Origin of the sequence: Hymenobacter armeniacus (assembly GCF_014699055.1) — a bacterium.
Lineage (GTDB): Bacteria > Bacteroidota > Bacteroidia > Cytophagales > Hymenobacteraceae > Hymenobacter > Hymenobacter armeniacus.
In genome coordinates, this window is the sequence record NZ_JACXAC010000006.1 from 165,707 (window position 1) to 179,196 (window position 13,490).

10 protein-coding genes are annotated in these 13,490 nt (G+C 61.2%); 2 read left to right on the plus strand and 8 right to left on the minus strand.

The genetic code is table 11. The features are described from left to right. Positions 1-49 precede the first annotated feature (49 nt). Positions 50-2,143 carry a 30S ribosomal protein S1 gene (rpsA, locus tag IC234_RS18150; RefSeq protein ID WP_223827767.1) on the minus strand — a complete coding sequence of 698 codons (2,094 nt, stop codon included), beginning with the start codon at positions 2,141-2,143 and terminating at the stop codon, positions 50-52. 164 nt (positions 2,144-2,307) lie between these two features. Next, positions 2,308-2,871: a hypothetical protein gene (locus IC234_RS18155; protein WP_190927394.1), complete on the minus strand. Its 564-nt coding sequence runs from the start codon at positions 2,869-2,871 to the stop codon at positions 2,308-2,310. Positions 2,872-3,017: 146 nt separating this feature from the next. On the opposite strand from IC234_RS18155, the gene IC234_RS18160 reads away from it, so the two are divergent. Beyond that, a complete protein-coding gene (locus tag IC234_RS18160; RefSeq protein ID WP_190927396.1) occupies positions 3,018-3,854 on the plus strand; it encodes an alpha/beta fold hydrolase in 837 nt (278 codons plus the stop codon). Between the two features lie 75 nt (positions 3,855-3,929). Here the strand turns inward: IC234_RS18160 and IC234_RS18165 are convergent, their stop codons facing one another. The 6 genes from IC234_RS18165 to tsaD all read right to left on the minus strand — a co-directional run bounded on the left by IC234_RS18165 (position 3,930) and on the right by tsaD (position 8,512). After that, on the minus strand, positions 3,930-4,997 hold the full coding sequence (locus IC234_RS18165; protein WP_190927398.1) for a fatty acid desaturase family protein: 1,068 nt from the start codon (positions 4,995-4,997) through the stop codon (positions 3,930-3,932). A 60-nt stretch (positions 4,998-5,057) separates the two neighbouring features. Then, positions 5,058-5,552, minus strand: coding sequence for an HNH endonuclease (locus tag IC234_RS18170; RefSeq protein WP_190927401.1), 495 nt, complete (start codon positions 5,550-5,552; stop codon positions 5,058-5,060). A gap of 153 nt (positions 5,553-5,705) precedes the next feature. Beyond that, a complete protein-coding gene (locus tag IC234_RS18175) occupies positions 5,706-6,497 on the minus strand; it encodes a C40 family peptidase (protein ID WP_223827768.1) in 792 nt (263 codons plus the stop codon). Positions 6,498-6,587: 90 nt separating this feature from the next. Further along, positions 6,588-7,046, minus strand: a complete 459-nt coding sequence (smpB, locus tag IC234_RS18180) for an SsrA-binding protein SmpB (protein ID WP_190927405.1) — start codon at positions 7,044-7,046, stop codon at positions 6,588-6,590. Between the two features lies 1 nt (position 7,047). After that, entirely contained in the window at positions 7,048-7,488 is a 441-nt protein-coding gene (locus IC234_RS18185; protein WP_190927407.1) for a thioesterase family protein, read from the minus strand. A gap of 10 nt (positions 7,489-7,498) precedes the next feature. Next, entirely contained in the window at positions 7,499-8,512 is a 1,014-nt protein-coding gene (gene tsaD, locus IC234_RS18190) for a tRNA (adenosine(37)-N6)-threonylcarbamoyltransferase complex transferase subunit TsaD (RefSeq protein WP_223827769.1), read from the minus strand. A gap of 341 nt (positions 8,513-8,853) precedes the next feature. On the opposite strand from tsaD, the gene IC234_RS22220 reads away from it, so the two are divergent. Further along, positions 8,854-13,455, plus strand: coding sequence for a translocation/assembly module TamB domain-containing protein (locus tag IC234_RS22220; protein WP_190927411.1), 4,602 nt, complete (start codon positions 8,854-8,856; stop codon positions 13,453-13,455). The last annotated feature ends 35 nt before the right edge of the window (positions 13,456-13,490 follow it).

The following is a 13,490-nucleotide window of genomic DNA, read 5'->3' on the forward strand; positions in this document are numbered from 1 at the left end:
AAAGCCCCGGCGTTGCGGCCGGGGCTTTTTCAGCATTCGAAATCAAGCACTAGGCGTTGGTTTCGTCTTCCTTCTTGTCGGCGTCGCCGGCAAGGAGGTCTTTGGCTTTGTCGGCCAAGTCGCCAGCCACTTCCGAAGCCTTCGCGAAGGCGTCCGAGTGCGTCACGGCGTCCACAGCGTCCGAAGCGGCGTGCTTCACCGTGTCGAGGGCAGCCGAAGCAGCACCGGCGATGCCGGCCAGCAGGCCACCTTCTTCAGCGGCGGGAGCTTCCTCAGCCTTGGCGGCTTTGGGAGCCTTGGCAGCGGCGGCGAGCTTCTGCTCACCGGCCTTGCGCTCGTTGCCCATCATCTGGTCGCGCAGGGCGCTCAGGGCGTCGAGGTCGCCGAGGGTCGACTTCTCTTCGGTCTTCTTCAGGTCGCTGATTTTGCCTTCACCCTGGGTGTCGCCAGCCTTGGTGTTGGTTTTCTTCTTGAACTTGGCGTTGCGGCTGTCGTCCTCAGCGGCGGCTTCCTTGTTGAACACGGCCGTGTGCGAGAGCACAATGCGGCGGTCGTCCTTCGAGAACTCCGTTACGCGGAAGTCGAGCGACTCACCGTTTTCAGCGGTCGAGCCATCTTCCTTCACCAGCGACTTCGGATAAGCGAAGCCCTCGATGCCGTAAGGCAATTCGAGTACCGCGCCACGCTCCGACTTCTCGGTGATGGTGGCCTTGTGCACCGAGCCGGGGGTGAACACCGTCTGGAAGGTATCCCAGGGGTTTTCTTCCAGCTGCTTGTGGCCCAGGGCCAGGCGACGGGCGCCGAGGTCCAGTTCCAGAACAACCACGTCGAGCTTGTCGCCCACCTTCACCATTTCGGAGGGGTGTTTGATTTTCTTGGTCCAGCTCAGGTCCGACACGTGCACGAGGCCGTCCACACCCTCTTCCAGTTCTACGAACAGGCCGAAGTTGGTCAGGTTACGCACGGTGCCGCTGTGCTTGGTGCCCACGGCGTAGGTCGAGGCGAAGTCGCCACGGGTCCACGGGTCTTCGGTCAATTGCTTGATGCCGAGGCTCATCTTGCGGTCTTCGCGGTCGAGCGTCAGAATCTGCGCTTCTACCGTGTCGCCCTGCTTGATGAAGTCCTGCGGGTTGCGCAGGTGCTGGCTCCAGCTCATTTCCGACACGTGGATGAGGCCTTCTACGCCCGGTACCACTTCCATGAACGCGCCGTAGTCGGCCACGTTCACGATGCGGCCCGATACTTTCGAACCCGGCTGCAGGTCGGCCGGCAGCGAATCCCACGGGTGGGGAGTCAGCTGCTTCAAGCCCAGCGAAATGCGCTTCTTGGCTTCGTCGAAGTCCAGCACCACGATGTTCAGCTTCTGGTCCAGGGTCAGCACTTCGCTCGGGTGAGCGATGCGGCCCCACGAGATGTCCGTGATGTGCAGCAGACCGTCGACACCGCCGAGGTCGATGAACACGCCGAAGTTGGTCATGTTCTTAATGTTGCCTTCCAGAATCTGACCTTTTTCGAGGTTGTTCAGGATGGCCTCACGCTGCTTCTCGAGGTCTTTCTCGATGAGTACTTTGTGCGAAACCACGACGTTGTCGAAAGCGGAGTTGATTTTCACCACTTTCACTTCCATGCGACGGCCAACATAAATGTCGAAGTCGCGGATGGGCTTCACGTCGATTTGCGAGCCGGGCAGGAAGGCTTCCACGCCGTCGAGCTCCATGATGAGGCCGCCTTTGGTGCGACGCTTCACCACGCCTTCGAGGATGGTATCCAACTCGAGGGCGTCGTAAATAGCCTTCCAGGCCTGCTTGATTTTAGCTTTCTTGCGGCTCAGGATGAGCTGGCCGTTGGCATCTTCCTGGTCTTCAATGAATACCTCCACCTCGTCGCCGATTTTCAGGTCGGGCAGGTCGCGGAATTCGGTGATGGACACCAGGCCATCGGATTTGAAGCCGATGTTCAGGATAACGTCGCGGTCGGTGATGCCGACCACGGTGCCTTTCACCACTTCTTCTTCCTGTACGGTCGTCAGGGTGTCGCCGTACATTTTCTCCATCTCAGCGCGCTGGTCCGAAGAATAATTGCCGCCGAAGCCGGTCGCTCCAACGTTGTCCCAATCAAAATCGTCAACTAATTCAGTTGCCATACTTGTATGCGGGCTTCTATGTAAAAGCGCAGCGGCCGAAGCCCAGACTGCTACGCCGTTGCTTTTGAACCTCTTGCCGTTAGGGCGCAAGGCCCGCCACCTTGGCGGGGCCGCAAAGGTACGGGTTTTCAGGCAGTTTTGCTAGTTTGTCGATAAGTAGTTTTTTAATGAGTAAGCGGTTTCAATGGCTTGCTATGGGCAAAAAATTGCTTCCAAAAATACCGAATAGCGTCGGCTTGGCTAAGGCGGTATTTATCCCAATCTAAAATAGCCAAAGAGTAAAGGGATGTATCATTTCCGTTTAACCGAGTAGGGTACATCATCCGAGCTTTTGTCATTTCCACTTCATCAACGCCCGCTCGATTGATTACATATTTGCCGGTCGTGGTGGGCCAAGTAGTCAAAATGAAACGCTCGGAACCAACAGGCAACGAGACAATTGTTGTATCCCTGCCATTAATTAAACCTATAGATACTACTGTTGCTATAGCACCACCGGTGGCATAGAATATTCCTAGTGAAGCCGCATAATCCAACGTGCGAGCGCCTGAATCAGAACCACCTCCACAAACAAAAACTTTGTACGTCCCTGATTTCAAATCATCGTCGCGTAGCGGTTGACCATTCTTATCATTCAGCACAAAGCCAACACGGTAGGTCCAACTGGCTTGGCAAAAGGCCGGTGCAGTGCTGCAAAGAAGTGAGGATACAATGAATAGTGTTTTCATAGACTGTAAGTTAATCTGCGGCGCTAATATTCAGGGAAGTTTATCGTAGTCAATTGCCACAATCTTAACACTACCCCGACAAACCCCGCACAACGCCCCGCCCGTAAGGAGAACGGTAACCATTCACCTCAACACTCCTTTCACGCATGGCTTATATCAAAGCAGGCAACGACACGGCCGGGCATCCGGTCAATATTTTCTACGAAGACTGGGGGCAGGGCGCCCCGGTGGTGCTCATCCACGGCTGGCCGCTCGACCACACCATGTGGGAGCACCAGGCCATTGGGCTGGCCAAGGCCGGCCTGCGCGTTATCGCCTACGACCGGCGCGGGTTCGGCCGCTCCTCGCGCCCCTGGACGGGCTACGACTACGACACCCTCGCGGCCGACCTCAACGCCCTACTCGAAGAGCTGGATTTGAACCAGGTGACGCTGGTAGGCTTCTCAATGGGCGGCGGTGAAATTGCCCGTTACATCGGTACCTATGGCGACAAGCGCATTGCCCGGGTGGCGTTTGTGGGGGCCGTGACGCCCTTCCTGCTCAAAACCGACAACAACCCCGAGGGCGTGCCGCAATCGGTGTTCGACCAGATGCAGGACGGCATCAAGAAAGACCGGTTCGACTTCCTGCAGACCTTCGCCAAGGGCTTCTACGGCGTGGGCATGATTAGCCATCCCGTAAGCCAAGCCGTGCTTGACTGGAATTTCACGGTGACGTCGTTGGCTGCACCCAATGCCACGCGCGACTGCGTGACGGCCTTTAGCGCCACCGACTTCCGGGCCGATTTGGCCGAAATCAAAGTACCCACGTTGGTGATTCACGGCGACAAAGACGCGACAGTGCCTTTTGAGGCCAGCGGCGAGCGTACGGCCAAGCTGATTCCGCAGGCAGAATTGAAAGTGTATAAAGGTGCGCCGCACGGCCTGTTCTTCACTGACAAGGACCAGTTGACGACGGATTTGCTCTCGTTTGTGGGCCGGTAGTTTCGGAATCTTAAGGCAACAAAAAGCCCCGGCGCAGATGCGCCAGGGCTTTTTATTTCGTGCTTGATGAGCGTACTACGCAGCGCGGCCCATCTGGCGCAGGAACATGACGTGCGAAACCACGGCGGTGCGGGTGCGGGCGTAGTTGTTATACGTTATGTCAAACTCGGAACATACCTGCTGCACAATCTTGCTGATGGCGGGGTAATGCACGTGCGAAATCTTGGGGAACAGGTGGTGCTCAATCTGGAAGTTGAGGCCGCCGACCAGCCAGCTGACCACTTTGTTATCGGTGGCAAAGTTGGCGGTAGTGCGCACTTGGTGAATGGCCCACTCGTCTTCCAGCTTGTGGGTGGTGGCGTGTGGCACCGGGAAAGCGGCGTCTTCCACGGTGTGGGCTAGCTGGAACACCATGCTCAGGACCAGGCCGGCCACGGCGGTGCTCAGCATGAAACCGGCCAGCCAGGGCAGGAAACCCACCATGTAAATGGGCAGGGCCACATAAAGCAGCAGGTTCAGGACCTTGAAGCCCCAAAAGCTGACGTGCTCGCCGGTGTTCATGGGCTTGAGGCCGATGGCGCCGATTTGGCGGGAGAAGTACTTCTGGTAGTCCATGGCGAAAATCCAGGACGTGTAGAGCATGCAGTAGAGGGCCCAGAAATAGAAGTGCTGGTAGCGGTGCAGCGCGTGCTTGGGCTGGTCGGGCGTCATGCGCATCCAGGGCTGGATGTTGATGTCGTCGTCGTGGCCCTCGATGTTGGTGTAGGTGTGGTGAATGAGGTTGTGCTTGGAGTTCCACATGTAGGGGCTGCCGCCGAGCACGCCCAGCGTGTAGGCGGCCAGCTTGTTCACCCAAGCAAAGCGCGAAAAGCTGCCGTGGGCACCGTCGTGCATCACGTTGAAGCCAATGGCGGCGATGACGCAGCCCAGCAGGGCGCATTCCAGCAACGCCCAGCCCCAGGCGGGCGTGAAGAACACCAAGTGCACGTAGAGGGCGGCCATCACGCTCACGAGCAGCACGCCCTTGAAGATGAGGCTAAAGTCACCAGTCATCCGCTGCCCCGATTCCTCGAAATAGTGATTGATACGGGTTTTGAGCTCGGTGTGAAACGAGCGGGTTGCAGCGAACTTGGGCAGGGCCATAGGCAGGTTTAGGTGGGGTTGTGGTCAAAGGTACCCCTTCCTAACCCTATACGGCCGAACTTAATTCAGGTACGCGTGCCAGGTTTGGTCGATGGTGCCCGCCGAGAGCTTGAGGAAACCGGCCAAGGTGGGCTTTTTGGGCTGCTGCCGAATGGTCAAACCGGCCTCGTTGGGCGTGTGGTGGCCTTTGGCGTGGTTGCAGCGGGCGCAGGCCGTGAGCAGGTTGGTCCACGAAGATTCTCCGCCGCGGGAGCGCGGCACCACGTGGTCGAGCGTCAGGTTTTTGGTCGAGCCGCAGTATTGGCACTCGAAATGGTCGCGCTTGAAGATGTTGTGGCGGCTGAGGGCAATGCCTTTGTAGGGCACGCGCACGTAGCGCTGCAAGCGAATGATGCTGGGCTTCGGAAACGACTGGGAAATAGTGCGCAGGGTGCCGTGGTCCGACTTGGCCACCATCTCCGCCTTATCGAGAAACAAGAGCACAAACGCCTTCTGCACGCTGCACAGGGTAATGGCGGTATAGTCGCCATTCAGCACTAACACTTTTTGGTCCATACACGCTTGGGGCTCGGATAACCCGCCGAAAGCTAGCGGTTTCCAAGCAGATAAACAAGCGGAAATGGGTTAAGTTCAGTGCTACACGAAAGCATGAAAAAAACGTCATGCTGCGCGCAGCACGACGTTCTTTTCTGTCGTATGGCGCCCCTCCTACTCCGGCAGCAGGCGCTTAATCAGCCGCAGCTTGTGCGAGTAGCGCTGTCGGTCGCGGTTGAAGATGCCGTTGTGGTCGAGCGGGTCGATGCGGACTTCGCCGTGGGCGTGCAGAATCTGGCCTTCGTCGAGCACCATGCCCACGTGCACGATGCGGCCCTCGGCGTTGTCGAAAAAGGCAAGGTCGCCGGGGCGGGCCTGCGTCACGAAGTGCACTTGCCGGCCGTGGTCAATCTGCTGGCGGGCATCGCGCGGGAGCTGAATGCCCACCAGGCCGTAGAGCTGCTGGCACAGGCCCGAGCAGTCGAGGCCGAAGACGCTTTTGCCGCCCCACACGTAGGGCGCCTTCAGGTACATGAGGGCCGTTTTGCGGAGCAGGGCGGCTTGGCGGGCGTGGTCGGGCGCGGCGGCGGGGTTGGTGGCCGTGCCGTTGAAGAAGTAGTTGCGGTCGCCGATGCGCACGTTCATGCCGTCGAAAAACGGCAGCCGGCAGCCCAGCGTGAGCGGAATTTTGGTAGTGGCGTCGCTCACGGCCTGCACCACGTCGAGGGCGCGAGGGTGGTCTTGGGCGCACCAGGCAGCGTAGTACTCGGGCGACACGGCCGTGTGCTGTTTGAAATCAATCCAGCCCACGTAGTCGTCGGCGGCCAACTGGATTTGCAGCCAGCTTTCCTGCGTGACCAGAATCTGGTAACACTCGCCAAACAGCAGCTGGGTAACGAGTTCGGCCCGGTCGTTGGGCTCGGCGCGAACGGGGACGGCGCTCAGGGCGCAGATGCCGGGATTCAATGGGGAAATGACTAGAGAAGTGAAGGGATGAATGCAAAGAACGGCAGCAGAGCATTCACTCATTCGCCTATTTGCTCATTCATCCATTGATTACAGGCGCTCCATGTCGCGCTTTTGGGCTTTCTCCTTGAGGTCGTTGCGCTTGTCGAAGAGCTTTTTGCCCTGGGCCAGGGCGATTTCGATTTTGGCAAAGCCGCGGTCCGTCACGAACAGGCGCAGGGGGATGATGGTCAGGCCCTGGTCCACGCTTTTGCCGGCCAGCTGCTTCAGCTCGCGCTTGTTGAGCAGGAGCTTGCGGGCGCGCATGGCGTCGTGGTTGTTGTAGGTGCCCAAAGAATAGGGTGCAATGCGGATGGAATGAATCCAGAGGTCGCCTTTGTGGTCGAAGGTGCAGTAGCCATCGGTCAGGTTCACGTTGCCTTCGCGAATGCTTTTTATCTCGGTGCCTTGCAGCATCACGCCCGCGTCGTACTTGGCCAGAAAGGTGTATTCGTGGCTGGCGCGGCGGTTTTTGATATTGATAATGACTGGTTTGTCGTCTTTGGCCATGTTACAGGTTCGGTTCTGATTGGGCGGTGGCGGCCGCATCGGCTTGCAAGGAAGCAAAACGAGCCGCGAGCCGGGCGCGCGCCACAATGCGCTGCTCGGTGTGGCCGGTGGCCACGAGGCGGGCCCCCACCCGGGCTTCTACGGCACAGCGCAAAGTTGCGCCGTCGAGGGCGTCAAAGGTAGCCGTCAGGACGAGGGTTTCGCCGGCGAAGGCCGGGGCGTGGTGCCGAATGGCGAGGGCCGTGCCAATGCCTTCTTCGTCGGCGTCCTTCATTTCCAACACAAACAAACGGGCGGCCCATTCCATCTCGCGGCTCAGCGCAAACGTGCCGAGCACCGCATGCACCAGGCCGCCCGTGGCCTCGCCAAAATCGGCAAAGTCTTGGGGCCGCACGGTGTAGCGGTGGGTTTTCACAGCGCCCGGGCCAAAAGGATTGTGCATGGCGGGGGCGCTATTTCAGTTTCAGGCGCGGGTCGGGGCTGGTGAGCTGGGTGGCAAAGTCGCCGGCCTCGTACTGGAAATGCGCCGTCATGGCCACCATGGCGGCGTTGTCGGTGCAAAACTGAAACTCCGGGATGAACACCTGCCAGCCTTGGGCGGCGGCTTCGGCTTCCAGGGCGGTGCGCAGGCCGGAGTTGGCGGCCACGCCGCCGGCCAGGGCCACTTGCGTGAGGCCCGTATCGGCGGCGGCGCGGCGGAGCTGGCGCAGCAGCGTGGCCACAATGGTGTGCTGAATGCTGGCGCAGAGGTCGGCCAGGTTTTCCGGCACGAAGTCGGGGTTGGCGGCGGTTTCTTTTTTCAGGAAATACAGCACCGCCGTTTTCAGGCCGCTGAAGGAAAAATCGTAGCCCGGCATGGCGCCCACCGGAAACGTAAACCGCTCGGGGTTGCCCTGGCGGGCCAGCTTGTCGAGGTGCGGGCCGCCGGGATAGGGCAGGCCGAGCAACTTGGCGGTTTTGTCGAAGGCTTCGCCGGCGGCGTCGTCGATGGTTTGGCCGATGACGTCCATCTCCATCGCCGATTTTACCACCACCAGCTGCGTGTGGCCGCCGCTCACGGTGAGGCAGAGGAAGGGAAACGCGGGCTTGGGGTCGCGGATGAAGTGGGCCAGAATGTGGGCCCGCATGTGGTTCACGGCCAGCAGCGGCTTATCGAGCGCCAGCGCCAGGGTTTTGGCAAACATCCCCCCTACCAACAGGGAGCCGAGCAGGCCGGGCCCCTGCGTGACGGCCACGGCGTCGAGGTCGGCTTTGGTGAGGCCGGCCTGCTTGAGGGCCGCCGTGACGACGGGCAGCATGTGCTGCTGGTGGGCGCGCGAGGCCAGCTCGGGCACCACGCCGCCGTATTGCTCGTGGACTTTCTGGGTGGCCACGACGTTGCTCAGCAGCTGGCCGCCGGCCAAAACGGCCGCGCCGGTGTCGTCGCAGGAAGACTCAATGGCGAGGATGATGGGATGCTCAGGCAAGGCGATGAATGTTTGGTAATGAATGGTTCCGGCGGGCAAAGGCCGAGGCATTGGGGGCAAGCTGCGAGGCAGCGCCCGCGGTTATCACAACAGGCAGCCGCCGTCGATGGATTTGCCGCGCAGGTCGATTTTTGGGCGGCGTACGTCCGGGCGGCGGGATTGAAAAGGCAAAGTTCGCGTTACGGACTGGAATTGGCCCGAAAGCGGCGAACCGCGGCTCGGCCGGGGTCGTTCCATTGGCCTGATAATTGGCTGAGTGCCTTGCCGGTTGGCGCAACCGGCCAAAAAACCGCAACTTTGCGGATTCACCCGCGTTTTTCGCGTTCAACTGTTCTGCTCCGGTGCGTCGTTTCTTCACCTTTCTGCTGAAAATACTGCTGGGCCTGGGGCTGTTGGTGGTGTTGGCCGTGGTGGGAGTGCTGCTGGCGCTGCGGATGCCCAGCGTGCAAACCCGGCTGGCCCACGAGGCCGCCGAGGTGCTCACCCAGAAGCTGGGCCAAACCGTGACCATTGGCAAGGTGGACGTGCGGCCGTTCTCGCGCGTGCTGCTCGACGGCGTGCGCGTGCAAGACCGGCGCGGCGGCGAACTGTTCGGCATCGGGCGGGCCGACGCCGATATTTCCCTGTTTTCGGTGTTCGACCCGCGGCACCTGCACATTGCTACCCTCACGCTAAACGAGCCGCGCTTCGTGCTGCGCAACCTGCCCGGCCAGCCCGATTCGACGACCCTGGACCAATTCATCACGTCGGTGAAGCGCTTGATTGGCCCCTCCACGGACACCACAAAATCGAAGCCGTTCGATTTTCAAGTGGGCAGCGTGGCGCTGCGCAACGGGCACTTTGCCATTGAGAAAGGCGACGTGCCGCGGGCCAAGACCTACGGCCAGAGCATCGACTACGACCACCTGCTGGTCGACAGCATCTACGCCGACGTGTCCAACATCCGGCTGGGCGACACGCTGGGCCTGCGCATCAGCCACCTGCACGCGGTGGAAACGCCCTCGCAGTCGCAGCTGCGCGAAATTACGGCCGACATGACGTATGGGCCGCACTTCTGGGAGTTCAAGAACCTGAGTTTGCGCGTGGGCCGCAGCCAGATTAAAGATTACGTGCGGTTTGAGTTCCGGGTGTTCACCAACTTCACCGACTACAACGACTCGATGAAGACCATTGCGCGCCTGCGCAATTCGGTGGTGTACTCGGACGACATCGCCAAGTTTGCCCCGCAGCTTTCGGAGCTACACGAGTCGGTGGCGCTGTCAGGCGATGCCTCGGGCTACGTGCGCGATTTCAAGGTGAACAACCTCGACGTGCGCTACGGCCAGGGCACGCACATTGTGGCCAAGCGCGCCCACGCCGACGGCCTGCCCAATTACAAGGAAAGCTTCGTCGACCTGCGCCTGCTGCCCTCGGTGGTGCTGGCCAGCGACCTGAAGCACTGGCTGCCCGCCGCGGCCAACAAGTTTGTGCAGCCCCTGGGCCGGGTGAAGCTGCAAGGCCAGGTGCTGGGGTTCTACAACGACTTCGTGGCCAATGCCTCCTTCGACACGGCGCTGGGCTTTGTGGCCACCGACGTCAACCTGAAAACCAAAACCGACCTCACGCACGCGGCGTATTCCGGCACGGTGCGCAGCAATGCCTTCCAACTGGGCAAGTTTTTGGGCGACGAGTCGGTCATTCGGGACGTGACGCTGAACGGGCGCGTGGCCGGCGTGGGCTTCGTGCCGCCGTTTGCGCGGGGGCAGGCCTCGCTGTCCATCCCGGCCATCTGGCTGAACGGCTACCGCTACCGCAACCTGTCGCTCAACGGCGACTTCCACCAGCAGTCCTTCAGCGGCCACATCACGGCCAACGACCCCAACGTGAAGCTGGTGGGCGACGGCCACATCGACCTCGACCGCGAGCACCAGGACGTGGACATCAAGGCCAAAATCGAGCGGGCCGACCTGCGGGCGCTGGGGCTGATGAGCCAGCCGCTGGTCATCTCCACGACGGCCGACGTGAAATTCCGAGGCGTGCAGCTCGATTCGCTGATTGGGCACGCCTACCTGCGCAAGTCGCGCTTCTCGCTGGGCAAACAGCGCCTGAGCCTCGACACCCTCGACGTGGTGAGCACCCGCAACCGCCTGAACCAGCGCCGCGTGACGCTGCGCTCCGAAGCCATTGACGCCAGCGTGGCCGGCGCCTTCAACACCTCCGACGTGGTGCGCGACGTGCAAACGCTGCTCACCGAGTACCGCCTCAACTTTGAGAGCAACGCCGCGGCCACGGCCGACTACTACCGCCGCAAGCGCCAGCGCGAATTGCCGGTGTACAAAATTGACCTGCGCCTGAACCTGAAGAAGCCCAACCCGGTGCTGGCGCTGTTTGTGCCCGAGCTGCGGGTAGCCAACGGCAGCCGCATTGACGGCTCGTTCCGCAACGGCGAAACGTCGATTTTCCAGCTGGGCGGCCACCTGGACAGCCTGAGCTACGGGCCGGTGCAGACGGTGAACAACGACTTCGACTTTCTCACCTCCAAGCTGCCGTACAAGGCCGACATTCTGGCCCAGGCCAGCGTGACCAGCGACCGGCAGGTGCTGCCGGGCCTGGGCAAGACCGAGAAGTTCATCGTGGAAGGCGTGTGGGACCAGCAGCGCATTAACTTTTCGACCTCGCTGGCCCAGACGGGCACCACCAACAAGGCCACCATCAACGGCTCGATGGGTTTCCTGCCGCGGGCGGTGGAGGTGATTTTCCGGCAGTCGGCCATTCACCTGCTCGACAAGGACTGGACCATTGCGGCCGATAACTCAGTGACCATCTCAGACTACGGCCGCGAATACGACGTGAAGAACCTGACCTTCAGCAACGGCGAGCAGTTTGTGGGCGCGCAGGGCTTTATTTCGCCCCAAGCCGACAAGCCGCCCCTGCAACTGCAGGTGAAGGACTTTGAGCTGGCCACGCTGAACACCCTCACCGGCCAGCGGCTGGGCGGCCGCGTGAACGCGCAGGGCACCGTGAGCGGCGTGTACGGCCCGCTCACCATCAGCAGCACGCTGGGCGTGGACTCGCTGACCTACGACGGCACGCTCATTGGGCAAGTAGCCGGCCGCAGCGACTGGGACAACACGGCCAGCAAGCTGCGCGTGAACCTCGACGTGGCCCGCGCCGGCCAGTCGGTGCTCACGGTGCTGGGCGACATCGCCCCGCGCGACGACAAGAACCAGTTCAACCTCACCGGCACCCTCAACGACGCGCCCATTGTGCTGGCCCAACCCTTTCTGGGCTCCATCATGAAAAACCTGGGCGGCACGGGCCGCGGCGAGCTGCGCCTCACCGGCCTGTTTGGCTCGCCCAACCTGCTGGGCGCGGTGGACGTGAGCAACGGCCGCTTCACGTTCGGCTACCTGGGCACCACCTACACCTTTGCCGACCGCATTTCCTTCACCACCACCAGCATCAGCTTCCGCAACATCAAGCTGCGCGACGCCCTGGGCAACACCGGCACCGTGGACGGCATTGTGAGCCACCACGGCTTCAAGGACATGAGCCTCGACATTGCGGCCAGCTTCCGCAAGATGCAGGTGCTCAACACCACGCGTAAAGACAACGACCTGTACTTCGGCACGGCCTACGCCACCGGCACGGCCCGCGTGACGGGGCCAACCAACGACCTGAACGTGGTGGTGCGCGCCACCAGCGAGGCCGGCACCCGCCTCTCGCTGCCCTTCGACAAGGCCGCCAGCGCGGAGAAGGCCAGCTACATCAAGTTTGTGAACAACAACCCCGCCGGCGACACCGTGTTGCTGCGCAAGGCCAACCTAGTGGCGGCCCAGCAGGCCAAAGTCGACCTGTCGGGCATCACGCTGAACATGAACCTGACCGTGACGCCCGACGCCTACCTCGAAATCCTGCTCGACGAAAGCACCGGCGACGTCATTCGGGGTTCGGCGGCGGGGCAGCTGCGCATGGCCATCGACACGCGCGGCGAGTTCAACATGTTCGGGCAGGTTGAAATCGTGCGCGGAGCCTACAATTTCACGCTGCAGGGCCTTGTAAACAAGGAGTTTGTGGTGCGTCCCGGTGGCATCATTTCCTGGAACGGCGACCCGCTGGCCGGCGAGATGAACATCACGGCCACCTACACGCAGCGCACCTCGCTGGCCCCCGTGATTGGCAACGCCCAGCAAGGCGGCTCGGCCGTGGTGCCGGTGACGGCCGTGATGAACTTGAACGGCCCGCTGCTGCTGCCGGCCATTAAGCTCAACATGGAGTTCAACGACGCGCCGGGCGCGCTGCAGGCCCTGCTTACCAATTTTGTGACCCTGCTGCGCAACGACGAGCAGGAGCTCAACCGCCAGGTATTCAGCTTGCTGGTGTTCAAGCAGCTGTCGCCGCTGGGGTCGTCGCTGGGCAGCACCATCTCGTTTCGCGGGCAGGATAATACCGTGTTCAACAGCTTGGGCCAGGTGCTGAGCACGCAGCTGGGCCTGCTCACTTCGCAGATTGACCAGAACCTCGAAATCGACTTCAACATCAACGGCATCACGGCCGAGCAGCTGCAGGCGCTGCAGGTACGCCTGAGCTATTCCTTCCTCAACGGCCGCCTGCGCGTGACCCGCGAAGGCGGTTTCACCAGCAACGCCAACATTGTGGGCCTGCCCAATACCGGCAGCAACACCGCCGGCCAAGCCTCGCTGCTCGGCGACCTGAGCCTGGAGTACTACCTGCGGCCCGACGGCAAGTTCCGCACCAAGCTGCGCTACGAAACCACCCCGCGCGACTTGGAAACCATCAACCAGCCGCGGGCGGGCCTGTCGCTGCTGCACACCGAGCAGTTCAACACGTTCAGCGAGCTGTTTACGCGGAAAAACCCCAGGAAAAAGGAGCGTCAGACCCAGAAAGCCCGCGAAGGCCGGGAAGTGCTGAACGTGGACGAAGACCCGCGCACCAACCTGTAGCCGACGCCAGCAAAGCGGCAATTTTCTTCGTCATC

What these genes read in the sequence shown, in the direction of transcription:
- rpsA (WP_223827767.1), bottom strand. Translation starts at nt 2,143, where the DNA reads ATGGCAACTGAATTAGTTGACGATTTTGATTGGGACAACGTTGGAGCG.
- IC234_RS18155 (WP_190927394.1), bottom strand. Translation starts at nt 2,871, where the DNA reads ATGAAAACACTATTCATTGTATCCTCACTTCTTTGCAGCACTGCACCG.
- IC234_RS18160 (WP_190927396.1), top strand. Translation starts at nt 3,018, where the DNA reads ATGGCTTATATCAAAGCAGGCAACGACACGGCCGGGCATCCGGTCAAT.
- IC234_RS18165 (WP_190927398.1), bottom strand. Translation starts at nt 4,997, where the DNA reads ATGGCCCTGCCCAAGTTCGCTGCAACCCGCTCGTTTCACACCGAGCTC.
- IC234_RS18170 (WP_190927401.1), bottom strand. Translation starts at nt 5,552, where the DNA reads ATGGACCAAAAAGTGTTAGTGCTGAATGGCGACTATACCGCCATTACC.
- smpB (WP_190927405.1), bottom strand. Translation starts at nt 7,046, where the DNA reads ATGGCCAAAGACGACAAACCAGTCATTATCAATATCAAAAACCGCCGC.
- IC234_RS18185 (WP_190927407.1), bottom strand. Translation starts at nt 7,488, where the DNA reads ATGCACAATCCTTTTGGCCCGGGCGCTGTGAAAACCCACCGCTACACC.